Source organism: Microbulbifer mixtoriginis (SeqCode), assembly GCF_052467235.1.
This window is the reverse complement of record NZ_CP174305.1, coordinates 2,630,611-2,654,920: the sequence shown is the minus strand read 5'-3', so window position 1 is coordinate 2,654,920 and position 24,310 is coordinate 2,630,611. Positions and strand designations below refer to the sequence as shown.

Sequence of the window (24,310 nt, the reverse complement as noted above, 5' to 3'; positions counted from 1 at the left end):
TCCTTACATACGGAACACGCCGAACTTGGTCTCTTCCGGCTCTTTGTGGCTGGCCGCCGCCAGGCACAGGCCTAGCACGCGGCGGGTATCCGCCGGGTCGATAACGCCGTCATCCCACAAACGTGCAGAAGCGTAGTAGGGGTGCCCCTGATGTTCGTAGTTATCCACAATCGGCTGCTTAAACTGCTGCTCTTCCTCTTCGCTCCAGGATTCACCTCGCGCCGCCATCTGGTCGCGCTTCACCTGGGCCAATACGCCAGCGGCTTGTTCTCCCCCCATAACCGAGATGCGCGCATTGGGCCACATAAACAGGAAGTTGGGATCGTAGGCGCGGCCACACATCCCATAGTTACCGGCGCCGAAAGAGCCGCCGATGAGGATGGTAATTTTGGGCACCTTGGCGGTAGCGACAGCGGTCACCATCTTGGCGCCGTGTTTGGCGATGCCGCCCGCCTCGTACTGTTTGCCCACCATAAAGCCGGTGATATTTTGCAGGAAAACCAATGGAATCTTGCGCTGCGCACACAGCTCTATAAAGTGCGCGCCCTTCTGCGCACTCTCCGCAAACAGGATGCCGTTATTGGCAACAATTCCCACCGGGTAGCCCTGGATACGAGCAAAACCGGTTACCAGGGTGGTGCCGTACAACGCTTTAAATTCATCGAACTCAGATCCGTCCACAACCCGCGCGATAATCTCGCGCACGTCAAACGGCTGGCGCGAATCTTTAGGCACCACACCGTAAATATCTTCCGGTGGATAAATCGGCTCCACTGGCTTTTGGATATCCAGGCCGGGATTCTTGATACGATTCAGGCGCGCTACAGAGCGACGCGCTAACTGCAACGCATGTACGTCGTTATTGGCGTAGTGATCAGAAACCCCGGAAGTGCGACAGTGCACCTCGGCACCGCCGAGTTCCTCCGCGGAAACTTCTTCACCGGTGGCCGCTTTCACCAGGGGCGGGCCCGCCAGGAAGATGGTGGCCTGCTCTTTCACCATAATGGATTCGTCTGCCATGGCCGGCACATAGGCTCCACCGGCGGTGCAGCTCCCCATAACCACCGCAATCTGCGGAATATTCTGTGCAGACAGGTTGGCTTGGTTAAAGAAGATGCGACCGAAGTGCTCTCGATCCGGGAAAACATCGTCCTGGCGCGGCAGATTGGCACCACCGGAATCCACCAGGTAAATACACGGCAGATTATTCTGTTCGGCAATGGTCTGCGCGCGCAGATGTTTCTTTACCGTGAGCGGGTAATAGGTACCGCCTTTTACCGTGGCATCGTTGGCGACGATGACACAAGGCTGGCCAGAGACGGTGCCGATGCCGGTAATAATACCCGCAGCCGGGACATCTTCACCGTAAACCTCATGAGCGGCCAACTGGGAAAATTCCAGGAAGGGGCTACCCGGATCGAGCAGCGCATCGATACGGTCCCGTGGCAATAATTTTCCTCGCGCCAGGTGTTTTTCCCGTGCGCGCTCGCCGCCGCCCTGGGCGATGGCTTCCACTTTTTCGCGCAGGTCTGCCACCAGCGCCTGCATCTGCTCGCGGTTTTCGCCAAAGGCGGCATCGCGCGTATTTATTTTGCTCTGCAACTGATTCATAAAGTCCGATTCACTTTCCCGGAGAAAAGACCTCTACGGAGCGCGGCTTACCGCCGTAATGTCCGTGGAGACAGCTGCCGCCGACAGGCGCCGGCAGCGAGAAGAAATGCCCAGCCTTAGCGGGTCTCGTTAAACAGCTCGCGACCAATCAGCATACGACGCACTTCAGAAGTGCCCGCGCCGATTTCGTAGAGCTTGGCATCGCGCAGCAGGCGACCGGTGGCGTACTCGTTGATGTAGCCATTGCCGCCCAGTGTCTGGATAGCCTGCAAGGCCATCTGGGTTGCGCGCTCTGCAGTAAACAGGATTACTGCGGCGGCATCCTTGCGCGAGTCCTCACCGCGATCACAGGCACGCGCCACGGCGTAGAGGTAAGCACGGCTTGCATTCAGGTCGGCATACATATCGGCGATCTTACCCTGCATCAGCTGGAATTCGCCGATGGCCTTGCCGAACTGCTTGCGCTCGTGGATATAAGGAACCACCACATCCAGGCAGGCCTGCATAATACCGACAGGGCCACCGGAGAGAATGGTGCGCTCGTAGTCGAGGCCGCTCATCAAAACGCGTACGCCGCCGTTCAACTCACCGAGAATATTTTCTTCCGGCACTTCACAGTCTTCGAACACCAGCTCACAGGTGTTGGAACCGCGCATACCCAGCTTGTCGAGTTTCTGCGCCTGTGAGAAACCGGCAAAACCGCGCTCAACGATAAATGCGGTAATACCGCCGGAGCTGATACCCGGCTCGGTGCGCGCGTAGATCACATAGGTATCAGCATCGGGGCCGTTGGTGATCCACATTTTATTGCCGTTCAAAACAAAGCGATCGCCGCGCTTTTCCGCGCGCAGTTGCAGACTCACTACGTCAGAACCGGAATTCGGTTCGCTCATAGCCAAGGCGCCTACATGTTCACCGGAACACAGCTTGGGCAGGTACTTGAGCTTCTGCTCGCGAGTACCATTTTTGCGAATCTGGTTTACACAAAGGTTGGAGTGGGCACCGTAGGACAGGCCCACAGAAGCGGAGGCGCGGGAAATTTCTTCCATGGCCACAGCGTGTGCCAGGTAACCCATATTGGAACCGCCGAACTCCTCTTCCACGGTCATGCCCAGCAGACCCAGCTCACCAAACTTTTTCCACATGTCCGCGGGGAACAGGTTGTCTTCATCGATCTGCGCCGCGCGCGGGGCCAGCTCCGCCTGGCAGAACTTGTAAACCATGTCGCGGAGCATATCGATGTCTTCACCGAGACCGAAATTCAAGGTTGGGTAGGAGGTGTTCATAATGGCTCCAATAATTATTAGAAAAGTCTTTTAAACTGACGGCACCTGCAACCACTCGATACATCGGGTGACACGCTAAACTTCTGCGGGTCACAGGCTTTCGCAGGCGCCTGTCGAAATTTTTAACCGGTGAACTAGGGGCTTTCCTCGTTGCGGCTCTTTACCAAAGCCGCTTGTGCACGGGCCTCGGCTTCACCGAGTTCCCCCATCAGGCTCTCAATATCCCGCAGCTGCTGCTGCAACTGTGCCCGCTTCTGCGCTATACGCTCCAGCAGGCGCTGCAACTGCTCTACATTGCCATGAGCAGGGTCGTACATATCGATAATCTCGCGGCTCTCATCGAGGGAAAAACCCAAGCGTTTACCGCGCAAAATCAGCTTCAGCCGTACACGTTCTTCGGGGCTGTAGACACGGGTCTGACCATGCCGCTCCGGTTTGAGCAGGCCCTTGTCCTCATAGAAACGGATGGCGCGGGTGGTTATCTCAAACTCCCGCGCCAGCTCCGAAATACTGTAACTCTGGGGCTCTACGATGCTGGCTTTGGCTTTCATAAGTACTTCCTCGAGACGCAACAGAGCCTAACAAGAGTTTACGTTGACGTAAACGTAAAGCAAACGCCAAAAATAACTGCGAGGGGCTATTCAGTCATTAACCCATCGCAGTAATCGGAAGGGAGGGATCAGACGCCCAACAGCTGTTGCAACTGATTGTCGAGCAACTTTTGATAGGAGGGTGTAAGACCTGTGATTTCCAGAGCCCAGCCAGCACCGTGGTGCTCAATACGCCCAGCCAGAGAGCTATCCTCCAGCAACTCAGGATGTAAAAACAAACCACGCGATTGGTTTAGTAGCTGTTCAGCAGAAAAATCTGGCGTGCTTGGCTCACAAGGCGCTACCGCCAGGGCCAACTTCAAACCGGTAGCGCGGCTGACACTCTGCATCTCCCGCAGCAACAGGCCACAGCAGACCGCACGAAACGCCGAATCGGCGCCGGAAAACCCCAAACCAACTTGCGGCCCTGCACAACTCAATGGATGGGCACCGTAGATCCGACGTAGCAACTGCATACGCCCATCCAATTCCCGCTGAATTCCATCGAGCGCACTGCGACTCAATTGGTTGGTCAACTGAGCCCAGTTCAATGGCCGCAGGTAGAGGCCTATAGAGTCTTGCTTTTGCTCGGGAAGATCCGCAGAGGAAAGAGGCTCTTCCGCTGGCAAACTGCGCTGCGCGGAAAAACCCCCTGTCATCAGTGCCGCCACTGCACTAAATGGCAGGGCAAATACCAGCGTCAGCAATAAGCTGGCCCAGGGAAAGCTGACGTCCGCACCAGGAATCAGGGCTACGGTAACATTGCCGGCGATACTGTCATGCAGCACTACTGGCACACTGATGGTCTCGCCACTCTTCAGATCACCAACTTCCGCCAGGCTATTGGATTCCACATCCTCAACAGCAACACCGCTGATAGCAGGCAATTCCAGCAGCTGCCTGGCCAACAGCTGCATACTGATACGATCATCGGCAACAATACGCTCCAGGCTCTGCCCGGCGAGAAAACTGGCCGCAACCTGCGCAGAGGCCCGGTCTCTCTCCACCGCATCGGCATGGCGCTGCGCATAGTAATGACCGAGAGCCACACTGCAGAACAGCGCCAGTATCAGCCAGATCATCGCAGCCAGCAGACGCTGGCGGGTACGTTTAGATAAACGCGCAAACTGCTCTGGCAACCTGCGCAGAAGGGAAATCATCGATACAGACATAAATACGGCTTTAATACCTTGCCTTGTTTTTTATTACCTTGCGTTTTTGGAACTCTCCACGGCCAAGGGCCTTGGCGCAATTTTATCCTCACAAAGCGCGAATAATACGCAGTGTAATTTCCTGTGCCGTTGGTCGATCCCGCAACAAAATAGTTCCATACGGGATTTTTTAATTTGTAATAAATAAGCGGGCCCAACCTGCGGCGCTGATTTTAACGAAGATTCCCGCTAGAGCTATAATGCGTCGCTTATTGAATAAATTGGGGACCTTCGCTATGGGCGTCGAGACTAAAGCACAAGAATTTCATCTGCCCCTGGCACAAATTACCCAGTCACACTTCGACTGTTCTGTGCGCTACCTCACCTATAGCGGCGGCCATGCACTGCTGGGGTTGGAATACGACAATACAGCCCCCTTTTCGGACGCCGCCAGTTGCCAATTGAATTTACCCAGCGCGATACCATCAGACGTGCAATCGCCCTGGTGCCTGACCCTCCTAAGCCCAGCAGCCACCCTGTCACAACTGCAGCGCCTACTGGATTTTTGTGCTGAACAACACTGGCATATCGATGTCATCGACACCCTAGCCCACCGGCACGAGTGCACGGTCATCCGCTTTCAGTTCAGCGCTGAACTGGAGTTTTCCCCGGCACGTTTTGCCTGCCTACAACTGGCCGAAGCAATCGGAGCCGATCTGGTCTTGCAGGAGGGCATCAGTCAGAGGGTACCGGCACTGGCTGGCTTCGATATGGATTCCACTCTGATCGATGCAGAGGTGATCGACGAGCTAGCCAAGATTACCGGAATCGGCGACCAGGTGGCGGCCATCACTGCGGCCGCCATGCGCGGCGAATTGGATTTTCGCGATAGTTTCAAAAAACGTATGGCGTTGCTAAAAGGTTTTTCCGAACAGCGCCTGGCAGAAATTGCCAGGCAACTGCCACTAAAAGATGGGGCGCAAAACCTGTTGCACTGCCTACGCAAACTCGGCTGCAAAACGGTCATTTTGTCCGGCGGTTTTACCTACTTCGCCAATTTCCTACAAAGGGAACGCCTGGCTGTTGACCTGATATACGCCAATGAACTGGAGTTCGCCGAGGGCGCGCTCACCGGTGAAGTGATAGAGCCTATCGTGGACGGAATGCGCAAGCGGTTATTGCTGAGGGAAACTGCAAAGGAGATGGGCGTGCCGCTGGAAAAAGTGGTTGCCGTTGGGGATGGGGCAAACGATATCCCCATGTTGAACCTGGGTGCCCTGGGTATCGCCATACACCCGAAACCCAAAGTCCGCAGGGAGGCGCCGCAAGCTATCACTCTATTTGGACTAGATGCGGCGCTTTACCTGTTCGGTATCAACGACCAGCAAATTGCCGAATTGGGACAGCCTTCTTAAAGGTGTCCCAAAAAAGGTTTATATCACCGCGTGTGGGAAGGGAAATGAGCGCGGCTTAGTGTTATCCGAGCAGGCACTGGGTTCATACTCGCAGCCTGCTGCCAAAAGGCTGAGAAAAGCCAATATTAAAATCCGCCTGTACATAGGTACCTCCCTTTGCCTAAATGGATTTTTATTCGAGCAGCAGGGTACGCAATGGGTTCCGTTTTGAACAGCAGTTTAATGATTTTTATGCCAGAAAATTGACGTAAAATTCTTTCTTTTGTACCAGTTTGTTCAGCTTTGCTACACAACCGATTACACAGGCCTTTTTTAGCATTGCGCGCCAGCCAAACCCAATCCGAAACCAGCTTTAGCAGATTCATTAAGTTAATCTTGGTAAGAGGAAAAACGGGCAGATAAAGCGAGGGAAAGCTCGTAGGTGGCCAGTGTTGCGCTGGCAACAACCAGTATGGAGAGTGGCGATTCTGGTGCACAGCACCAAAATCGCACAAGAGTCGAAGGCCGAGCTAGCCTTCTTTTTTACCGTAGATTACCAGGCTGTTCACTTTTACCGTCAGCGGGTGATACCCCACCTTGGCGCGTTCAAAAATACGCGCTGCCACATCCTGTTTGCCGGTTTCAACCATATTGCGGTATAGCGGACGCAGAAACTTGTTGCGGCCGATGCTGGTAAGGAAGTTTTCCAGGCGATTGAATGCCGGCTCGTAGTCGTTGCGCACGGCAATCATCAGCCAGCTAAAGGCCACTTCGTTATTGCGGGATTGGGTCAGGCCAAAGGCGCTGTCCAGTTCCTTCAATTGCGTTTCAGTTAACTTTTCCGGCATACCGTCGAGGAAATACTTCCACTGGTGGAAGGTCCAGCCCTTGGTGTCGATATCCTTCGCTGCCAATTTGCCGTCCAACCACTGTTGACGCACTGGGTCCAACTTGCTGAAGGCATCGGACTGCGGGTGTGGCGCACCTTCAGGAATACCCGGCTCGAAAATCCACTGGTGAATGCGCTCGCGATCCAACTTATCGGCGTGCTCAACCAACAAGGTCTTGTCGAGGTACTTAACGAAATCCTCGGTGGTAATGCTCTGGAAGGAGAAGTGGTTGAAGTACTCCATCAGGAAGCGGTCGAAAGCTTCGCGGCCCACTTTCTGTTCCAATTCGTACAGGAACAGAGAGCCTTTTTCATAGGGGATATTGGAGAAGACTTCATCGGGATCACGGCCGCGCAGGTCGATCGCCATAATCTCATCGCGGGGCTCTTTATCGGCCAGATCCGCTTGCAGGTCGTCATAGCCCAGGGCCATTTCCATCTGGTAGCGCTCATCGCCGTAGACAAACTGCATAATGCGGTTGGTCAGGTAGGTAGTGAAGCCTTCATTCAGCCACAGGTCGCGCCAGCTGGCATTGGTCACCAGGTTACCGGACCAGGAGTGGGCCAATTCGTGGGCAATCAGGGCTACCAAGCTCTTATCGCCGGCGATCACCGTCGGAGTGATAAAGCTCAGGCGCGGGTTTTCCATACCGCCGAAGGGGAAGCTGGGCGGCAGAATTAGCAGATCGTAGCGGTCCCAGTGGTAGGGGCCATACGCCTTTTCGGTCACTTCCAGCATGGATTCGGTATCGGCAAACTCCGCCGCTGCAGATTCCAGCATGGAAGGCTCGGCGTAAACACCGGTGCGCTCACCCATGGGCTTAAACTGCAGGTCGCCTACTGCCAGGGCAATCAGATAAGAGGGAATGCGCTGGGGCATTTCAAATTCGTAAACGCCATCTTTGGCCGCCTGCGGATCGTTGTTCGCACTCATTACCGCGCGCAGTTCTTTCGGGGTGCGAACGGTAGCGTTGTAGGTGATACGAACTTTCGGGGAATCCTGCAGCGGGATAAAGCTGCGCGCGTGAATCGCCTGGGCCTGGGTAAACAGGAACGGATGCTTCTTGCCCGCGGTCTGCTGCGGTTCCAGCCACTGAACGCCAGAGGCCCCCGGCGCTGTGCGGTAGCGGATAGTAATGCTGTCGGCATCTTCCGGCAGCTCGATATTCAGCGGAGTGCCCAGGTGGCTGTCTTTCTCACCCATGGAGAACTTCACCGGCGCGCCATTAGCCGATACAGAAACCACTTCCAGCTCGCGGGTATCGAGCACCATCGGCAGGTTCTTATCGTTGAGGCGTTTGAAGTCCAACTTGGCTTCGCCCTCGAGAACCTTGCGGGAGAAGTCGACAGTCAGGTCCAGATCCAGGTGCTGCACCTGGTAGTCATTGCTATTGGCGAAGGAGTGATAATCCACACCGGATTGCGGCGCCTTTTCTGAAACGCTTTTCTTCTCGATCACCGCAGCCGCTTTTACCGACGTATCGGCGCTGTCAGCTTCGACCTTGGTCGGTTCATTCTTGGAACAACCTGAGGCTACGGCGAGGCCGCCGATGATCAGGCTGGTGCATAGTAAACGGGGCAACATGGGTCTACTCCCTGGGTTCAGCTTTTCAATTTGCGCCACAGGATACCCGAGAGTAAGCGCTTGCGGAACGACAGCGGGAGAGACCATTGCTGGATACCGGTCACAATGAAGGGGTACAGCGTACCGCCAGCGAAGATCGTACTCTCAGGGGCAATAAAAATAGACATATGTCTCAACTTATCGGTTGGCGGACGAATTTGCCGACTAATCCGCACCTACAACACAAAAATCCCCCCATCAATTAACAAAGCCTTCACTTTCCCTATTCAGACTGCGGGCCCTCTAAAACAAGCACATAAAGGAGAGTCCCATGTCACTATCCCGGAGGCGGTTTCTACAATTTTCCGGCGCCGGCCTGGCATCGCTGCCACTGCTGAAAGCCTATGGTGCTGGCCTGCAGCCATTCCAACACGGCGTAGCCAGCGGAGATCCCCTAGCGGATCGCGTTATTCTCTGGACCAGGATCACCCCCTCCGATGATCCCGCCTTCCAGTCCATGGTGCCCTATAGCTGGCAGATCGCACTGGACCCGGAAATGGCCATGGTGGTTAACAGCGGCAGTGGTCTCACCGGCCCAGAAGTGGATTACACCATCAAGGTGGACGCATCAGGACTACAGGCAGGCACTAGTTACTACTACCGTTTCTACTCCAACGGTATCGATTCGCCGATCGGCCGCACCCGCACCCTGCCCACCGGCCATGTAGAGCGCCTGCGCTTCGCCGTTACCAGCTGCTCCAATTACCCGATGGGCTACTTCAATGTGTATCGCGAGATCGCCCTGCGCGCCGATCTGGATGTGGTACTGCACCTGGGCGACTACATCTATGAATATGGCCCCGGTGGTTTTGGCACCGGTAGCGGCCTCGGACGCGAACCAATTCCCGCCAAGGAAATGGTGGATATTCAGGACTATCGCCAGCGCTACGCACAATATCGCTCAGACCCCGATCTACAGGAAGTCCACCGCCAGCACCCGTTTATTTGCGTATGGGACGACCACGAAACCACCAACAATGCCTGGGCCGGTGGTGCGGAGAACCACAACCCCCAAGACGGCGAAGGCGAATGGGCGGTGCGCCGCTCTGTGGCAAACCAGGCCTACTTTGAATGGATGCCAATCCGCGATAACGGCATCCTCGATTTATTTGGTGACAAGGCCATTTACCGCAGCTTCCGCTTTGGCAACCTGATGGATTTGATGATGCTGGATACGCGAATTGCCGCGCGTGACGAGCAGGCCAATTGGTTCGACCAGAAGACCGCCGATAATCCCGATCGCAGTATCCTCGGCGCACAACAGGAGCAATGGTTGCACAGCGGCCTGACGCAATCCCAAGCGGACGGTGTGCGCTGGCGGGTACTGGGGCAGCAAGTGATGATGGCGCAACTGACTTTGGCCAAAGATCTGTCGATCAATATGGACCAATGGGATGGTTACACCGCCTCCCGCGAGCGCCTCTTCGATCACATCAGCAACCACAATATCGACAATTTTGTCGTGCTCACCGGAGATATCCACAGCTCCTGGGCCTGGGACCTGGCCAGTAATCCATTCAATATTCTCGAGTACGGCCGCCTAACCGGCCGCGGTGCCCTGGGCGGCGAGTTTGTCACCCCGGGAGTGACCTCCAGCTTCCTGGACAAGTCCCATTTAACTGATGTAGCCGCCATCGCCATGGATGGACTGATTCCTCATCTGAAGTGGGTTGACGTAACCCAGCGCGGCTACCTGCTGATGGATGTATCCCACTCTCGCACCAAAGCCCACTGGTACCATGTGGATACTGTCACCAGTAAGAGTTACAACGCCAACCTGGCGCGAATCTATAAGCAAAAGGCCGGCGCCAACCACATACAAAGAGCCTGGAGTGAGAGTAATGCTCCCGCGGAAGTGCCTGCACCGGCTCCAGGCTATGCCACTCTGGCGCGCAACGCCATTGCTGCCCTGCGCAGCCGCTATCAGGTTTAAGCGGCATAAAAAAACCGCGCGGCCCATCGAGTCGCGCGGTTTTCTCTCGCCAATTAAGAGCCGGATCAATCCAGGCTAAAGTCGAAATTCATCTCATCTGCCGGAGCCTGCACATAGTAACCCTGGATATAGTCAGTGCCGGTTTGCCAAAGAGTGGGCAACATGCTGGCCTGCTCGATATGGGGCACGATCACCTTGGTATTCGCCTCACCCAGGCGCTGTACCAACCCTGCAAGGGTATCACTGCTCTCGCCCTCGTCCTGCACTTCGCGCACAAATGACGGGTCGATCTTGGCGATATCCACCTTCACATGCTCCAGCGCCTTAAACGGGTTCAGGCCGGTACCGAAGTGACAGACTGAAACGCGACAGCCGATCTGCTGTACCTGGGTAGTGAAGTCCCGCGCAGCGTGTAAATTGCTGGTGATATCCTCCTGGCGCAACTGAAATACCACCGAAGCGGGTATCAACTTGGCGGCCTTGAAGGCCACCCCCAGCCAGGCCGGCAGGCTGTTGTCGAGTAGTGAGGCGGTAGTGAGGTGCAACAATAGCGACACCTCCTTGCCCTCGGCCCTGGCGGCGGCCGCGGCCTTGATCGCGGTTAGGATCACCCAGCGATCCATCTTTGCCGACAGCCCCGCATCACCCAGCTCCTGCAGAAAAGCCAGCGGCGCCAGTTCCTCTTTTTCATCAAGCATACGTACTAAAACCTCGTACATCTGCTCGCCGGTGCCCTGCAGACTCAGGATCGGCTGGTACAGTAGCTTGAGGTTACCCGCTTCCAGCGCCTGTACCACACGGGCGCGGTGATAGGTACCGGCATCAGCGCTGTTTTCGGTATCCGGCTCATAAAGGGCAAAAGCACCGCCCTGAGCGTCTTCGCCGAGGGCCTGTTTATGGGCCGTTTGTGCCTGCTCCAGCACTTGCTGGGAGCCACTGGAAGCCTCGCTCAGTAATGAAATCCCAATCGAGGCGGTCACCTGCTGGGTCTTGCCGGCGGCATCGAAAATGGTGTCAGCAATTCGCTTGAGTATATCTTTAGCGCGCAGCTCGATACTATCCGGCGTGGTATCGGAGCTCAGCAGGCAGAAACTGTCATCACTGTAACGTGCCAGGGTGTCACCGCTGCGCTGGCAGCCCTGTAATAATTCGGCCATGGCTTTCTGCAGTGCGTCGGCACCAGCCACACCCACAACTTTTTGCACCTCCTCAGCAAAGCGATCCACCTGAATAAACATTAAGCCACCGGTGCGATGTGAATCCGCCGAAGCCTTGATGGTGGAGTCCAGTAGCTGCAAAAAATGCTGGCGGTTATATAGGCCAGTGAGAGGGTCGCGATTTTTAATATCGCTGAGCTGGGCTTCCAGCTGTTCAGTATCGCCGCGACGACTGGCAATGCGCACTTGCAAACAGCGCTCATCCTCGTAAGTCGTACTGAGTACCTCTGCACGGGTGGGCAGCGGATCGCCGCTCACAGTTCTGGCAGTAAACTGCCACTCCTTGGCCTCAACTTCATTGTTGTCGATAGCGCAGCGCTTGAGAAATTCCCGTGCGCCTTCCTGCTCATTTTCCGCCAACATATCGATCAGCGGTTGATATTCGATATCCTCACCAGTTTCATAGCCGAAACGCTCGGCAAAGGAATCGTTGGCATATACCAGTAGGCCGTCGGAGACATAGGCTATGGCATCTTTGGAGCTGTCGAGTAATTCTTTAGCCCGCTTGAGTGTGGCGTGATAGCGACGGTCGTGTAGCCGCGCCTGGCGGCGGTTTTCGAGAGCCGACATCTCGCGCTGGATCACCAACAATAGGTGTTGATCTTCATCCACCGTCACCACGTCCCTGGCGCCCAGTTTCAGCCCTTCAACCACCGGCTGAGAGCCACTGCGCTCACTCAGCAGAATCACCGGAATATCTTTTTGCAGTTTACTGATAGTGCGTAGAGTTACTGCTGGAGGAACCTGAGTACTACCTTCTGAGGCAATCACTAGATCCCAGGTTTTATCTTGCAGCAAGCGGGTAAAAACCGCTTCATTAGCGACATGCTGGGCACGATTGGGCCTGCCTGCATTATGCAACATGCTCACCAGGCGCTGTGCCTCTGAAGGCATATCGTGAATCAGAAGGAGTCGGATAGTGTCGTTGCTATTCATTATTTGCTCTATTTATTCAGGGCAGCGCACCGCAACCCCATGCGGTAGTTTAGGGGGCCCCTGTGGTGGCATACAAGAGCACATCTGGGTGGTACGCGTGATTCAAGTCACACTATTCTTCCTGCCAAAAACACGCCCGAGAGTATTTTTTTGCGAATAAGTAATCACTGAGCAGGCCGGCAGCTGCTTTTCTGGCCCGCGGGCTGTGCGGCGCAATTAATCGGCAGCCACTATATATGTAGGCTCTGCCGTGTATTTAGCACAGATCAATTTGACGCCATTTTTCTAACCTCTGCCCCTCAGGATTTTTATTAATCGACTTTAGAAGGTTTGACGCAAGCCTCTATTGGCGACTTGGAAGCGACACCCGGCACTTCTCGCACCAGCTTCGGCACCAAATAACCCGGTAAGCGCCGGCGCAATTGCTCAACAATTTCCACTGCCACGCTATCACTCACTGCGAAGTGGGCCGCACCGTTAACCCTGTCCAACTGATGTAGGTAATAGGGCAACACACTCGCATCAAACAGAGTTTCGCTGAGGGCCTCCAGGGCTTCGCAGCTATCATTGACACCGCGCAGCAGCACCGCTTGATTTAACAGAGTCACTCCCGCTTCGCGCAACCTGAGCAGGGCCCCACGCACCTCAGCATCAATTTCGTTAGCATGATTACAGTGCAAAACCAGAACTGGCTTCAGGCGCGACTGGCTGAACCAGGACAGCATCTCATCAGTAATGCGGCTCGGCGCCACAATGGGTACACGACTGTGCACGCGCAATTTATTTAGATGGGGGATCTGTGCCAGCTCACCGGCGAGCCAACCGAGTTGGCGATCATTCAATACCAGTGGATCACCACCGCTCAAAATCACCTCGCGCAACTCTGTGTGTGCGCGCACATAATCAAGCGCTGCAGACCACTGTTTGCGATTCAAATGATTATCGCCATAGGGAAATTCCCGGCGAAAGCAGTAACGACAATTTACCGCGCACTGTCCCGCTGTAATAAACAGCAGGCGACCGTGATATTTATGTACCACCCCCGGCAGTGGATTCGCCTCAGCTTCTTTTAGCGGGTCTGCACTATAACCCGCTACTACTTCCAACTCTGCAGCGCCAGGCAAAACCTGCAACAACAGCGGATCATTTGGGTCGGCAGGGCGTATACGGCGGAGAAACGGGCGCGGTACCCGCAAAGCAAACTTGTCATTGGCCCGTTGCGCCCAAGGCATCTGCGCCGGGTCGAGCTGCAGCAACCGGATCAACTCTTCGGGATCAGTGATCAGGTCTGAAAGTTCATCCTGCCAGCGGCGGGCTTCGGAGATGTCGATCATTTCGCTGTCGACGGCTGGGGATTTCACCATAGGAATACGCACGGAAGGGAGCAACACTAAAGAAGCCATTGTACCAGAAGCTGCTCCCAGCACAGACGCTCTAGGTATTCGGCCTACCAAGCCTGATAGCGGTACCCAAAAGGCGGAAAACTGTCGATCAAAGTTACCGAGCCAAAACCAATAAAACCACACAGTCACAATGGCTTTAAAGCCAATTAATATCGGGTTCAGTCAGGCCCACACCCTGACTTTCAGTAACAAGGAGTGTAAACCAAGCCTGTGCCAAATATTTTTTCTCTCACAATTATTCAACTTTGTCACATAAACAACGAAAAAAAATCGACAAAAAAATAAACGCCACACTGACCTTGAGATTAGAAAATCTCAATATCGCCCTTTCAACATAGGCGCACAGCCTGCGCTGCAAGCGAAGTAACGACTTCACTACCACCAAGGTAAAAAATCACTCCGAATCAATAAAAGTTGTTACTAACAAAAAAATAACTGCCAGCATAAAAATATTACTACTCATACAAATTTCCTTAGGAAAATCTTCACAATTCCCCCATTCACAACAGGGTTAATACGGTGTTAATTTAACCAAAGACAAAGCGATAATAACCTTGTCTTTCTTGAATTCAGTGCACTCGAATTTCAATAAAAAAATAAACCGGACATCTTCCTCGTCCAATAAAAATGGAATTACATAAAGGAATAATTCGATGGAAATGCAGCTTGAGTTACTTGAGGCAAATAAAGATTTACTGATTGAGCAAACTCGTGCTCACCCATTCCTCAAGCGCTGCCGCGATGGCTCTATAACCATGGAAGAGCTGAAAATTTTCCTGGTCCAACAGGGAATTTACAGCAGCTACTTCGTGCGTTATCTGTGTGCGATGATGGCCAACCTCCCCAGTAATCAAGAAGTACATGAGCTGGCTGAAAACCTGATGGAAGAACTGGGTTTGGAACCCGACAGCCCCAAGCCCCACGCTGAGATTTACCGCGAGACTCTCGAGCATTTTGGTCTGAGCTTGGAAAATGCAGAAATTCTGCCGGGCACCCAGCACCTGATCGACACTATGTTCCAACACTGCCGCGACCTGCGTGCCAGCTCAGGACTGGGCGCACTCTGCCTGGGCGCAGAGGCACTGGTACCGGACCTTTATAGCGATATCGTAGCCGGCTTCCGCGCCCGCGGCGTGGCAGACGAACAGTTAACTTTCTTTCTGCTGCATATCGAATGCGACGACGGCCATGCTGAAACCATCCGCGATATTATGGTCGATATCGGCAGTAAAGATGCCTCCCAGCTTGATGTCATGCTCGATGCGGGACGCCGTCTGGTACAGGCCCGCCAACAGTTCTTCGATTCTATCGAAACTGCCTACCGCACCTCGAAACAGAGTCAGCCCCAAGCGATCCCCGCCTAAGCCGTGTTTGCCCGGCCATTTATTGTGGCTGGGCACAATACAGGGATGTATTTACCACAGTGAAATCACTGTGCTTGCTGCAAAAAATTAAAAAGATTGAACGGCACTTTCCCAGAGTCCCACCGCGCACGGCAACCGGTGAACATTCTGTGCCATAAATATTGGAGTTAAAAATGGCTGAAACACTATCAATGAATAAAAGCGAGCTGATTGAGCGCGCCAGCGAATCCATGAAGCAGCATCTGGGCGTGCCCGATTGGACTCTGCGTGAAAAACTTGCGCTCACCTGCCGTATTCTTTTTGCCCACGGACACGACTCCGGTCTGGCCGGACAGATCACTGCCCGAGCAGAAACACCAGGAAATTATTACACCCAGCGCCTGGGCCTGGGTTTTGATGAAATTACCGCGTCCAATTTGCTGGAAGTGAACGAAGATCTCGAAGTCCTTTCCGGCGACGGCATGGCCAACCCTGCCAACCGCTTCCATACTTGGATTTACCGTGCACGTCCGGATGTTAAGTGCATAGTGCACAGCCATCCAATTCATATCTCTGCACTGTCCATGCTGGAGCGCCCACTGAAAATTTCCCACATGGACGCCTGCATGCTGTACGACGACATCGCCTTCCTCAAGGAGTGGCCAGGCGTGCCGGTGGGCAACAGCGAGGGCGAGTTGATTGCTGAAGCGATCGGTGACAAGCGCGCTATTCTGCTCGCCCACCACGGCCTGATCATTGCCTGCCGCTCCGTCGAGGAAGCCTGCTCCATGGCCCTCCAGTGCGAGCGCGCCGCCCAGTTGCAAATGCTGGCGGAGTCCTCTGGCACCATTCAGGATATAAAACCGGAACTCGGCCGCGAAGCCCACGACTGGATCCTGCAGGAAAAACGCAGTCAGGCTACCTTCGCTTACTATGCCAGGCGCCTGCTGCGGGAAATCGACAAAAGCAGCGATAATCCGCTTGGCTAATACACAGCCACCGCTACTTTTTTCAGTCCGCGGGCCCAACACCTGCGGGCTCACAAGCTGCTCCAGCCAAGATCTGTACAAGCGGCCATAACAACTCTTCAAATCGCCGCACGGAGTCGTTCAAGCCGCCGCCCTCCTGTATAATCTCGCCCCAACATTTCAGGGCCGCAGGTAAAGTCTCTGCGCCGCGGCCTAACGAGTCGCCTGCAGCTACCATTTTTGGCGGGAGCGCACGGGATTCCCAGGGCTGGAGCGGGCCGCGGCCGGGCTTTTGTGAGGGGAAAACTCGTTAAAAATCATAGAGATACATGACTTATAAGGGCTCTAATTGCTATGGCTAATTACTCTACCAACGAATTCAAGGGCGGCCTCAAGGTAATGCTCGACGGCGATCCCTGCTCGATTGTAGAAAACGAGTTCGTCAAACCTGGCAAGGGCCAGGCATTCAACCGCGTTAAACTGCGCAACCTGAAAACCGGCCGAGTTTGGGAGCGCACCTTCCGCTCCGGCGAAAGCTTGGAAGGCGCAGATGTTATGGACCGCGAGATGGAATACCTCTACAACGATGGAGAGTTCTTCCACTTTATGGAGCCCGAAACCTTCGAACAGCACCAGGCCAGCACCGACGCAGTGGGCGACGCATCCAAATGGCTGAAAGAGCAGGATATCTGCACTGTAACCCTGTACAACGGTTCTCCGCTGGCAGTCACTCCGCCCAACCACGTCATTCTGGAAATCACTGACACCGATCCCGGCCTGCGCGGCGATACCGCCCAGGGCGGCACCAAGCCGGCTACCCTGGCTACCGGCGCTGTGGTTAAAGTGCCGTTGTTCCTGGAAATCGGCGAGACCATCAAAGTAGATACCCGCACCGGTGAATACCTGGGCCGCGCCAAAGAAGATTAATTTCCCACCTCTCGCGGGCGGCCACCGGCCGTCCGCCGCCTGAGCCAATCCCATGACCTCTAACCTCTGGCGTCCTAGCGCCACCATTGAAGCCCTGCGCCATCGCGCCGTGTTACTGGCTGAAATTCGTCAATTTTTTACTGTCCGCAAGGTGCTGGAAACCGAAGTGCCAGTGCTTTCACGCCGCGCTACCAGCGACCCGCATATCGATTCCATTCCCACCCAATGCGGTGGTGACAACGCCTACCTGGCCACCAGTCCAGAGTTTGGGCTGAAGCGCTTGCTGGCCGCCGGTTTCGGTGACTGCTACTACCTGGGCAAGGCGTTTCGCCAAGGTGAAGCAGGCAGCCGCCACAACCCGGAATTCACCATGTTGGAATGGTATCGCTGCGGCTGGGATGATCGACGCCTGATGGACGAAGTGGCCGATCTACTGAGCGAAGTACTAGAAATCCAACAAGTGCAGTTACTCAGCTATCGGGAGTTGTTCCAGCGCGAATTACAGCTGGACCCCCATAACGCCAGCGATAGTGACTTACACCGCTGTGTCGAGAAGGAGATGGACCTGGCCTTCAGCCCCGCTGATCGCAGCGAATGTCTGGACTTGCTGATGAGCCATCGCCTGGAGCCCACCATGGGTGAGGGTATTACGCTGCTGTACGACTTCCCCGCAGACCAAGCGGCGCTTGCCAAGGTGCTTCCCGACGAAAGTGGCACCCCAGTGGCAAGGCGCTTCGAAGCCTATGTGGGCGGATTGGAGCTAGCCAACGGTTATTGGGAATTGACCGATAGTGCGGAACAGCTGCGCCGTTTCCAAGCGGACCATGCCTATCGCCAAAAGCGCGGCCTCAATCTCTATCCCTATGAGGAGCGATTAGTGGAGGCATTGCGGGCGGGGATGCCGGAGTGTGCCGGTGTGGCACTTGGTGTGGATCGTTTATTGATGTTGGCCGGTGGTTACAAAACCATCGAAGAGGTGATCGCCTTTCCTATTGAACGCGCTTGACCCTCTTTAGACTCTACAGAACAACAAACTGATCAGCCCCCTCAAGGCGTGTAAACATAGCGCGCCACTTCGCCCACAGCAAAAAAGCCGCAATCCAATGGCAACTGCTGACGTTCCGCAGGTACCAGCGCCACTAGACTGCGGTGATGACTGCTCTGAGCCTGCTCCAGCAGATAGTGAAACAGAGCCCGACCAATCCCCTGCCCTCGGTAGTCTTGCAGAGTCACCAGATCGTAGAGTCCCAGAGCATCGGCGGAGGCAAACAGGCAGCCCGCCGCCACCGGAGTATCCTGCAACCGTGCCAAAAAGAACCTGAGCCGCGCTCGGCGCTGTTCTGGAATCTCCGCCAGTGCCGTGTAAAATTTTTTTAGCTCCGCGGCTTCCAGGGCACTGCCGCACTCCGCCGCCTGTACTTCTGCATATTCGGGCAGAGCCTCTTTTTTTACCGGGCACAACACCAACCCATCCACTTTCTGTGCGGCCCCCTGCACTGCCAGGCGTTCAATCTCTGCGGCCATCGCCACCTGCGATTGCTTGCGCTGTAATCCCAGCTGCGCCAGAGCCTCGTCATCGAGCGGCTTGGAGGCGCTGTGCCACAAGGTAAATGCGCTGTGGCGCTCGGCAAAATAGTCCAGCGCGAAGCGCTGCAGTATGCGTGGCTGCATCACTGTATTGGAAACCGCCTGGTTAAGACGGCTCGATAAAAGACCAGTATCACTGCGCACAATACCGGTGATCTCTTTGGTGTGATTGGGATTGAGCAGAGCCGCACAATAACTGGCGTGAGCCTCTAGATTGCGGCAGACAAGGTTTTTGGCGCTGAGACTGTATTTCATGGGTACAAGGATAGTTCCGTTTATCCAACTCCCTAAAGAACGAAAAACCCCACACAAGGTGGGGTCGCGATCACTACTTTTCCACTTGCGAAAGCGCGCACTGATCCATAGACATTGCCGGCTGGGCACAAGTCGCCGGCCCCACCACTTTGGCCGGCACACCAGCCACCAGGGTTTTTGCCGGTACCGGTTTTAAGACCACACTGCCAGAAGCCACCTGGGCGCATTCGCCCACTTCAATATTGCCCAGTACCTTGCTGCCGGCGCCAATCAGAACCCCACAGCGAATCTTGGGATGGCGGTCGCCACTCTCCTTGCCGGTCCCCCCCAGGGTTACTGACTGCATGATAGAAACATTGTCCTCCACTATCGCAGTCTCACCAATCACAATACCGGTAGCGTGGTCCAACAGGATACCCTCCCCCACTTTTGCCGCAGGGTGAATATCCACACTGAACACCACCGAGACCCGGTGTTGTAAAAACATGGCCAGCGAACGCCGCTGCTGCCTCCACAACCAGTGCGCCACCCGGTGCACCTGCAGGGCGTGAAACCCTTTGAAGTAGAGGAAGGGCTCGTGCATGGAATTGCATGCGGAGTCCCGTAGGTAAGTGGCATTCAGATCCGCGCGCGCCGCACGACCGATTTCCGGGTCGGCCGCCAGGGCTTCATCGATCACCTCGCGGATCAGCAGTGCCGGCGCCACGGCATTGTCCAATTTGTTAGCCAGGTGAAAGCTGAGGGCCGCCTCCAAGGAGCTGTGATTGAGAATAGTGGCGTGCAGAAAACTGGCCAGGATCGGTTCGCGTTCGACCTGCTGTGCCACTTCGATGCGAATTCGCTCCCATAGTAAATCCGAGTTTGTCTCGGTGCATGAGGCATTCACAGTGGACTCTTCCATATCAAACCGCTCCCAGTGTCAGAGGTGGCTCCAGTAGTGCCGATTGCTGCTCGCGCAGTGCCAGTATATGTTCCGCCCAATAACGAGGCGTGTTAAACCAGGGAAATGCCTGGGGAAAAGCCGGATCCTGCCAGCGGCGCGCCAGCCAGGCAGCGTGGTGCATCTGGCGCAAACAGCGCAATGGTTCCACCAGCTGCAACTGCTGAGGATCAAAACTATAGAAGGTTTCATAACCTTCGAGTACCGCATCAAGGTAGGCGGTTTGCTCGGCGCGATTGCCAGAGATCAGCATCCAGATATCCTGGATGGCCGGGCCCATCAGGCAGTCATCCAGATCCACAAACCAGGGGGTCTCATCGCGCCACAGGAAGTTACCACTGTGACAGTCACCGTGCAGACGCAGTAAGCCCCAGTCACGCTCAAACAACGGGGCGACCTGTTCAATAATATGCCCGGTTACTGAGGCGTAGGCCTCACGGTTTTCCCGCGGTAAAAAATCACCATCCAGGATAAATTCGCGGCTATCAATGGCAAAGTGCTTTAGAGTCAGAGTTGGGCGATGAATAAAGGGCTTAGCGCCACCCACTGCGTGGATACGCCCGAGCATAGTGCCCACCTGCTCCAGATGATCGAAATTATCCAGCTCCAGCTGGCGCCCCCCGCGGCGGGGAAACAAGGCAAAGCGAAAGCCTGCCGACTCCAGCAGGGTATGCCCATCAAACTGCATCGGCGCCACCACCGGAATCTCCGCTTCGGCCAATTCCAGGGTGAAACGATGCTCTTCCTGAATCTGCTCATCACTCCAGCGGCCGGGGCGGTAAAATTTGGCGATCAATGGCTCCGCGCCCTCAATGCCCACTTGGTAGACCCGGTTTTCATAACTGTTTAAGGGGAAAATACGCGCATCGGAAATCAGCCCGGTGCTCTCGACACAGTCAATCACCACGTCCGGCGTAAGGGCTTCATAGGGATGGTGGCTCTGGGTCATAGCGGGTACCAACTGAATATCGGTTGGCTATGCTAACGCGCTCGCGGGGGCGGGGACAAACACAGAATAGCCCCGCAGCTTTAGCGACACCCAAAGAGGCTGCAGAAGGGGAAGTGGCGTGCAATAGCACTAACCAGAACCACTCTCTGAATTGCAGTGACTAACCGCCACTTGACCGCTGTTGCTGCAATAGCTGAACCATTTGGTCACGACCAAAGACCTCGGCAAAATCCTCTGCCGAATGGCCGGCCCTATTGACCTGTTGCGAATCACAGTCCTGCTTTAACAAGGTTCTTGCCAAGGCAAACTCACCACGAAAAATTGCCGCCATCAACGCGGTATTGCCGCGACAATCCTGTGCACAGGCGTCCGCACCTCTTTGCAACAAATAATCCACAGCTTCCCTGCGGCCGTTATAGGTGGCAATCATCAGTGCCGTATAGCCTTTTGAATTGCGGGTATTTAGGGGAAATCCGGCTTGCGAGAATTCACGCAGCACCTCGGTATCACCAATCCTGGCAGCGGCAAAAAAATACTGGGAGAGTTCGGTAAAGTCAGAGTCATTTTTTTCCGGCTCCACTGCCTGAGCCATTAGAGTTAGCCCCTGGGCGAGAAAGACGATTGCAAATAGAATTGATCTCATGAGTTCACCTAAACATTTTGGTGGGCGGCAACTGCCGCCCACCAATGGGTCAATATTACTGGGCCAGTTTTTTCACTCGGCTCAGGTTGCCACCAACCGCTTTGGTCAGGCGCTGGCCATAGTCTTTATCGGCGTGGTAGAAATAGCTCAGCATAATGTGTTTGGTGTTGTCATCGCGCACCTTACCCAGATCGCCAGCTAGGTTTTCGATCAGGTTCTGACGCTCTTTCAAACTCAAGCTGCGATAGAAAACACCGGCCTGGGCAAATGGCAGTTTCTTCTCAATCGCCTTTTGCTGGGTACTGCCAGTGAGCAGCTTATTGCTGTACAGGCCTTTGGGATCTTCGCTGCGGGCATCAATACGGCTCGGCTGATAGTTCACATCGGAAGTCTGCTGCCCGTAATTTGCGGCTCCATCTTGGTTCCAGTTATTCACTACTGCGCGGGGACGATTGATCGGCAGCTGCTGATGATTCGCTCCCAAGCGATACATTTGAGTATCGGAGTAGGAGAAAACACGGCCCTGCAGCAGACGGTCTTCAGACGGTTCAATGCCGGGCACAATATTGGCTGGCGCAAATGCGGCTTGCTCAGTTTCCTGGAAGAAATTAGTGGGCACACGGTTGAGCGTCATGGTGCCGACTTTGGTTTCCTCCACCTCCAGCCACATTTTAGTCGCGTCGAGTGGGTTGTAATTAAAGCCATCAAGCTGAGAAGGTTTCAGTACCTTGATATACAAATCCCACTGGGGGTAGTCGCCTTTCTCAATGGCCGCGTACATATCTCGCGTCGCATGACTGAAATCTTTCGACTGGATTTCCGCCGCTTCCTCCGCACTTAAGTTTTTAATACCCTGGCGGGTTTTCCAGTGGAATTTCACATAATGTACTTCGCCCTTATCATTGATAAGTTTATAGGCGTGCACACCCCAACCATCCATTTGACGCAAGTTTGCCGGGGTGCCGTAGTCAGAATAAACCCAGCTGAGCATATGGGTGGCTTCTGGTACATGGCTAAAGAAATCGAAAAAGCGATTCGGATCCTGCTGATTGGTTACCGGAGAGGGTTTCAGGGAATGCACCATATCTGGAAATTTAATCGCATCGCGAATAAAAAATACCGGCAGATTATTGCCTACGAGATCCCAGTTGCCCTCATCGGTATAAAACTTGGTGGCGAAGCCACGGGGATCGCGCAGAGTTTCCGGCGAGCCTTTGGAATGAATTACGGTTGAGAAACGCACGAAGACTGGTGTCTTGCTACCGGGCTCAAATACCACCGCTCGGGTCAGCTCACCAATATCCTTTGTAGCGACAAATTCACCGTGTACTCCTGTGCCGCGCGCATGTACAACCCGCTCTGGAATACGCTCGCGGGCAAAGCGCTGTAATTTCTGGATCAGGTGCACATCCTGCAGTAAATTTCCATTTTCTCCCGCAGTTTGTGAGTTCTGATTGTCACCTATCGGTGCGCCATTATCGCGAGTTAATGTCTCAGCATTGGCACCGCCTATCAGGCCGATAGTTAATGCAAATAAAGGAAGATATTTCATCGGCAAGTCCGTCCCTAAAATTGTTTCTATTACAGGGACAGAGCTTATAAGCGAGTATATTTAGTGGGAAATTAGACCTTATTATCGTTCTTATAGTTGGGATTAATAAGCTGCACTGACTATAAAATTCCCCCTCAAGTTTTATCACTTTTTTTAAAGTGACGCTTTGGCATCAGATACCAAAGCACAATTGCCACCAAAAAAAGCGCAGGAATATCTCCCAACAAATTCGCTCGCTCAGTGCGATCGTACAGTGCCTGAAACAGCATAATCGTAGCATGCACCAGGCTGGACCAAACGGTAAACCAAATTAAGCTGGCATTGGCTGCGGGATCTTTTGCCGCGCGAATAAGAAAAACACCCAAAGTTGCATAGATCCCCATAATCATCTGCTCATATTCCGGCTGTCGTGGGGTCCACCCCCACCCAGATGGCCAAACCCACATCATCATCGGATAAATAGCAAATATAAAGATCAGGCCTACGACTACCAGTGCAATAGGTAGGTACTTGGCGCGGACAGCATCATCCATAACAAAGTCTCTATTTTATTAGCTAAGCAACTACCTGAATTATTCCTGCAAATCGCCGGGCAAATGACAAACCACCTCGAGATTGTTGCCATCCGGGTCTAATACATAGGCTGCGAAGTAATCCGGGTGATACTCTTCATAGATATCCGGCACACCATTATCGGTACCACCCGCTGCCAATGCGGCTCGATAGAAATCACGCACTACCTCACGTTCCTCTGCACGAAAGGCAATATGAAGCTGAGAGCTGCTGACTTCCTCGCCGCGAATCCAAAATTCCGGCTTATCCGCCCAACCAAAACCAGCTGAATTATCAAACTCCATCACCAGTTCATACCCCAAACACGCCAGGGCCTGGCGATAAAATTCACGGGAGCGAGTAAAATCTTCGACCGGTATTCTGATGTGATCCAACATGGATTTACTTTCCCTTTCTTAGGCTGGCTTCACCGCCAATCTGCAAGATAGTCCAGGGAAGGGAGTTAGACCTTGCTCGGAATGGAATCGTGACGGGCTTTACTGCGTGAAAAGAACCATTACAGTGTCGAGGCTGATGACAACCCAGCAAATTCTGTCGCC

General features: G+C 54.3%; 21 protein-coding genes. 6 read left to right on the top strand and 15 right to left on the bottom strand.

The window, feature by feature from the left end:
• Positions 1-3: 3 nt before the first annotated feature.
• The 4 genes from ACJJIO_RS11625 to ACJJIO_RS11610 form a co-directional block, all read right to left on the bottom strand.
• Entirely contained in the window at positions 4-1,611 is a 1,608-nt protein-coding gene (locus ACJJIO_RS11625; RefSeq protein ID WP_444899226.1) for a carboxyl transferase domain-containing protein, read from the bottom strand.
• 116 nt (positions 1,612-1,727) lie between these two features.
• A complete protein-coding gene (locus ACJJIO_RS11620) occupies positions 1,728-2,897 on the bottom strand; it encodes an isovaleryl-CoA dehydrogenase (protein ID WP_444908564.1) in 1,170 nt (389 codons plus the stop codon).
• 134 nt (positions 2,898-3,031) lie between these two features.
• Positions 3,032-3,448 carry a MerR family transcriptional regulator gene (locus ACJJIO_RS11615; protein WP_444887854.1) on the bottom strand — a complete coding sequence of 139 codons (417 nt, stop codon included), beginning with the start codon at positions 3,446-3,448 and terminating at the stop codon, positions 3,032-3,034.
• A gap of 128 nt (positions 3,449-3,576) precedes the next feature.
• Entirely contained in the window at positions 3,577-4,659 is a 1,083-nt protein-coding gene (locus tag ACJJIO_RS11610; RefSeq protein WP_444908563.1) for a hypothetical protein, read from the bottom strand.
• 239 nt (positions 4,660-4,898) lie between these two features.
• On the opposite strand from ACJJIO_RS11610, the gene serB reads away from it, so the two are divergent.
• On the top strand, positions 4,899-6,053 hold the full coding sequence (gene serB, locus ACJJIO_RS11605) for a phosphoserine phosphatase SerB (RefSeq protein ID WP_444908562.1): 1,155 nt from the start codon (positions 4,899-4,901) through the stop codon (positions 6,051-6,053).
• Between the two features lie 125 nt (positions 6,054-6,178).
• On the opposite strand, the gene ACJJIO_RS11600 is transcribed toward serB, so the two are convergent.
• Together ACJJIO_RS11600 and ACJJIO_RS11595 are read right to left on the bottom strand one after the other, a co-directional pair.
• On the bottom strand, positions 6,179-6,418 hold the full coding sequence (locus ACJJIO_RS11600) for a hypothetical protein (RefSeq protein ID WP_444883572.1): 240 nt from the start codon (positions 6,416-6,418) through the stop codon (positions 6,179-6,181).
• Between the two features lie 144 nt (positions 6,419-6,562).
• A complete protein-coding gene (locus tag ACJJIO_RS11595; protein ID WP_444908561.1) occupies positions 6,563-8,506 on the bottom strand; it encodes a M1 family metallopeptidase in 1,944 nt (647 codons plus the stop codon).
• A gap of 310 nt (positions 8,507-8,816) precedes the next feature.
• Between ACJJIO_RS11595 and ACJJIO_RS11590 the strand changes: the two genes are divergently transcribed.
• On the top strand, positions 8,817-10,478 hold the full coding sequence (locus tag ACJJIO_RS11590) for an alkaline phosphatase D family protein (protein ID WP_444908560.1): 1,662 nt from the start codon (positions 8,817-8,819) through the stop codon (positions 10,476-10,478).
• Between the two features lie 65 nt (positions 10,479-10,543).
• Here the strand turns inward: ACJJIO_RS11590 and ACJJIO_RS11585 are convergent, their stop codons facing one another.
• Positions 10,544-12,631: an EAL domain-containing protein gene (locus tag ACJJIO_RS11585; RefSeq protein ID WP_444883568.1), complete on the bottom strand. Its 2,088-nt coding sequence runs from the start codon at positions 12,629-12,631 to the stop codon at positions 10,544-10,546.
• A gap of 311 nt (positions 12,632-12,942) precedes the next feature.
• Entirely contained in the window at positions 12,943-13,965 is a 1,023-nt protein-coding gene (gene epmB / locus ACJJIO_RS11580) for an EF-P beta-lysylation protein EpmB (protein ID WP_444910992.1), read from the bottom strand.
• Positions 13,966-14,687: 722 nt separating this feature from the next.
• On the opposite strand from epmB, the gene ACJJIO_RS11575 reads away from it, so the two are divergent.
• The 4 genes from ACJJIO_RS11575 (at position 14,688) to epmA (ending at position 18,278) form a co-directional block, all read left to right on the top strand.
• Positions 14,688-15,398 carry an iron-containing redox enzyme family protein gene (locus tag ACJJIO_RS11575; protein WP_252084274.1) on the top strand — a complete coding sequence of 237 codons (711 nt, stop codon included), beginning with the start codon at positions 14,688-14,690 and terminating at the stop codon, positions 15,396-15,398.
• Positions 15,399-15,571: 173 nt separating this feature from the next.
• Complete coding sequence (locus ACJJIO_RS11570; protein WP_444908559.1) at positions 15,572-16,366, top strand: aldolase; 795 nt, start codon at positions 15,572-15,574, stop codon at positions 16,364-16,366.
• Between the two features lie 333 nt (positions 16,367-16,699).
• Entirely contained in the window at positions 16,700-17,272 is a 573-nt protein-coding gene (gene efp, locus ACJJIO_RS11565; RefSeq protein ID WP_252084272.1) for an elongation factor P, read from the top strand.
• Between the two features lie 52 nt (positions 17,273-17,324).
• Positions 17,325-18,278 carry an EF-P lysine aminoacylase EpmA gene (gene epmA / locus ACJJIO_RS11560; protein WP_444908558.1) on the top strand — a complete coding sequence of 318 codons (954 nt, stop codon included), beginning with the start codon at positions 17,325-17,327 and terminating at the stop codon, positions 18,276-18,278.
• A 41-nt stretch (positions 18,279-18,319) separates the two neighbouring features.
• Here epmA and ACJJIO_RS11555 read toward each other — a convergent pair whose 3' ends face one another.
• The 7 genes from ACJJIO_RS11555 to ACJJIO_RS11525 form a co-directional block, all read right to left on the bottom strand.
• A complete protein-coding gene (locus tag ACJJIO_RS11555) occupies positions 18,320-19,114 on the bottom strand; it encodes a GNAT family N-acetyltransferase (RefSeq protein WP_444908557.1) in 795 nt (264 codons plus the stop codon).
• A gap of 73 nt (positions 19,115-19,187) precedes the next feature.
• Entirely contained in the window at positions 19,188-20,015 is an 828-nt protein-coding gene (gene cysE / locus ACJJIO_RS11550; RefSeq protein ID WP_252084269.1) for a serine O-acetyltransferase, read from the bottom strand.
• Position 20,016: 1 nt separating this feature from the next.
• Positions 20,017-21,003 (bottom strand): SrkA family protein kinase, encoded by a 987-nt coding sequence (locus ACJJIO_RS11545; RefSeq protein WP_444908556.1) that lies wholly within the window; start codon positions 21,001-21,003, stop codon positions 20,017-20,019.
• A gap of 160 nt (positions 21,004-21,163) precedes the next feature.
• Positions 21,164-21,646: an ankyrin repeat domain-containing protein gene (locus ACJJIO_RS11540; protein ID WP_444908555.1), complete on the bottom strand. Its 483-nt coding sequence runs from the start codon at positions 21,644-21,646 to the stop codon at positions 21,164-21,166.
• Positions 21,647-21,701: 55 nt separating this feature from the next.
• Positions 21,702-23,198, bottom strand: coding sequence for a catalase (locus tag ACJJIO_RS11535; RefSeq protein WP_444908554.1), 1,497 nt, complete (start codon positions 23,196-23,198; stop codon positions 21,702-21,704).
• A gap of 134 nt (positions 23,199-23,332) precedes the next feature.
• A complete protein-coding gene (locus tag ACJJIO_RS11530; RefSeq protein ID WP_252084265.1) occupies positions 23,333-23,731 on the bottom strand; it encodes a DUF6632 domain-containing protein in 399 nt (132 codons plus the stop codon).
• A gap of 39 nt (positions 23,732-23,770) precedes the next feature.
• On the bottom strand, positions 23,771-24,148 hold the full coding sequence (locus tag ACJJIO_RS11525; protein WP_444908553.1) for a VOC family protein: 378 nt from the start codon (positions 24,146-24,148) through the stop codon (positions 23,771-23,773).
• Positions 24,149-24,310: the final 162 nt, after the last annotated feature.

Excerpts from the sequence above, each read along its gene's own strand:
- ACJJIO_RS11625 (WP_444899226.1), bottom strand. The coding sequence starts at position 1,611 with ATGAATCAGTTGCAGAGCAAAATAAATACGCGCGATGCCGCCTTTGGC.
- ACJJIO_RS11620 (WP_444908564.1), bottom strand. The coding sequence starts at position 2,897 with ATGAACACCTCCTACCCAACCTTGAATTTCGGTCTCGGTGAAGACATC.
- ACJJIO_RS11615 (WP_444887854.1), bottom strand. The coding sequence starts at position 3,448 with ATGAAAGCCAAAGCCAGCATCGTAGAGCCCCAGAGTTACAGTATTTCG.
- ACJJIO_RS11610 (WP_444908563.1), bottom strand. The coding sequence starts at position 4,659 with ATGTCTGTATCGATGATTTCCCTTCTGCGCAGGTTGCCAGAGCAGTTT.
- serB (WP_444908562.1), top strand. The coding sequence starts at position 4,899 with ATGCGTCGCTTATTGAATAAATTGGGGACCTTCGCTATGGGCGTCGAG.
- ACJJIO_RS11600 (WP_444883572.1), bottom strand. The coding sequence starts at position 6,418 with ATGAATCTGCTAAAGCTGGTTTCGGATTGGGTTTGGCTGGCGCGCAAT.
- ACJJIO_RS11595 (WP_444908561.1), bottom strand. The coding sequence starts at position 8,506 with ATGTTGCCCCGTTTACTATGCACCAGCCTGATCATCGGCGGCCTCGCC.
- ACJJIO_RS11590 (WP_444908560.1), top strand. The coding sequence starts at position 8,817 with ATGTCACTATCCCGGAGGCGGTTTCTACAATTTTCCGGCGCCGGCCTG.
- ACJJIO_RS11585 (WP_444883568.1), bottom strand. The coding sequence starts at position 12,631 with ATGAATAGCAACGACACTATCCGACTCCTTCTGATTCACGATATGCCT.
- epmB (WP_444910992.1), bottom strand. The coding sequence starts at position 13,965 with ATGATCGACATCTCCGAAGCCCGCCGCTGGCAGGATGAACTTTCAGAC.
- ACJJIO_RS11575 (WP_252084274.1), top strand. The coding sequence starts at position 14,688 with ATGGAAATGCAGCTTGAGTTACTTGAGGCAAATAAAGATTTACTGATT.
- ACJJIO_RS11570 (WP_444908559.1), top strand. The coding sequence starts at position 15,572 with ATGGCTGAAACACTATCAATGAATAAAAGCGAGCTGATTGAGCGCGCC.
- efp (WP_252084272.1), top strand. The coding sequence starts at position 16,700 with ATGGCTAATTACTCTACCAACGAATTCAAGGGCGGCCTCAAGGTAATG.
- epmA (WP_444908558.1), top strand. The coding sequence starts at position 17,325 with ATGACCTCTAACCTCTGGCGTCCTAGCGCCACCATTGAAGCCCTGCGC.
- ACJJIO_RS11555 (WP_444908557.1), bottom strand. The coding sequence starts at position 19,114 with ATGAAATACAGTCTCAGCGCCAAAAACCTTGTCTGCCGCAATCTAGAG.
- cysE (WP_252084269.1), bottom strand. The coding sequence starts at position 20,015 with ATGGAAGAGTCCACTGTGAATGCCTCATGCACCGAGACAAACTCGGAT.
- ACJJIO_RS11545 (WP_444908556.1), bottom strand. The coding sequence starts at position 21,003 with ATGACCCAGAGCCACCATCCCTATGAAGCCCTTACGCCGGACGTGGTG.
- ACJJIO_RS11540 (WP_444908555.1), bottom strand. The coding sequence starts at position 21,646 with ATGAGATCAATTCTATTTGCAATCGTCTTTCTCGCCCAGGGGCTAACT.
- ACJJIO_RS11535 (WP_444908554.1), bottom strand. The coding sequence starts at position 23,198 with ATGAAATATCTTCCTTTATTTGCATTAACTATCGGCCTGATAGGCGGT.
- ACJJIO_RS11530 (WP_252084265.1), bottom strand. The coding sequence starts at position 23,731 with ATGGATGATGCTGTCCGCGCCAAGTACCTACCTATTGCACTGGTAGTC.
- ACJJIO_RS11525 (WP_444908553.1), bottom strand. The coding sequence starts at position 24,148 with ATGTTGGATCACATCAGAATACCGGTCGAAGATTTTACTCGCTCCCGT.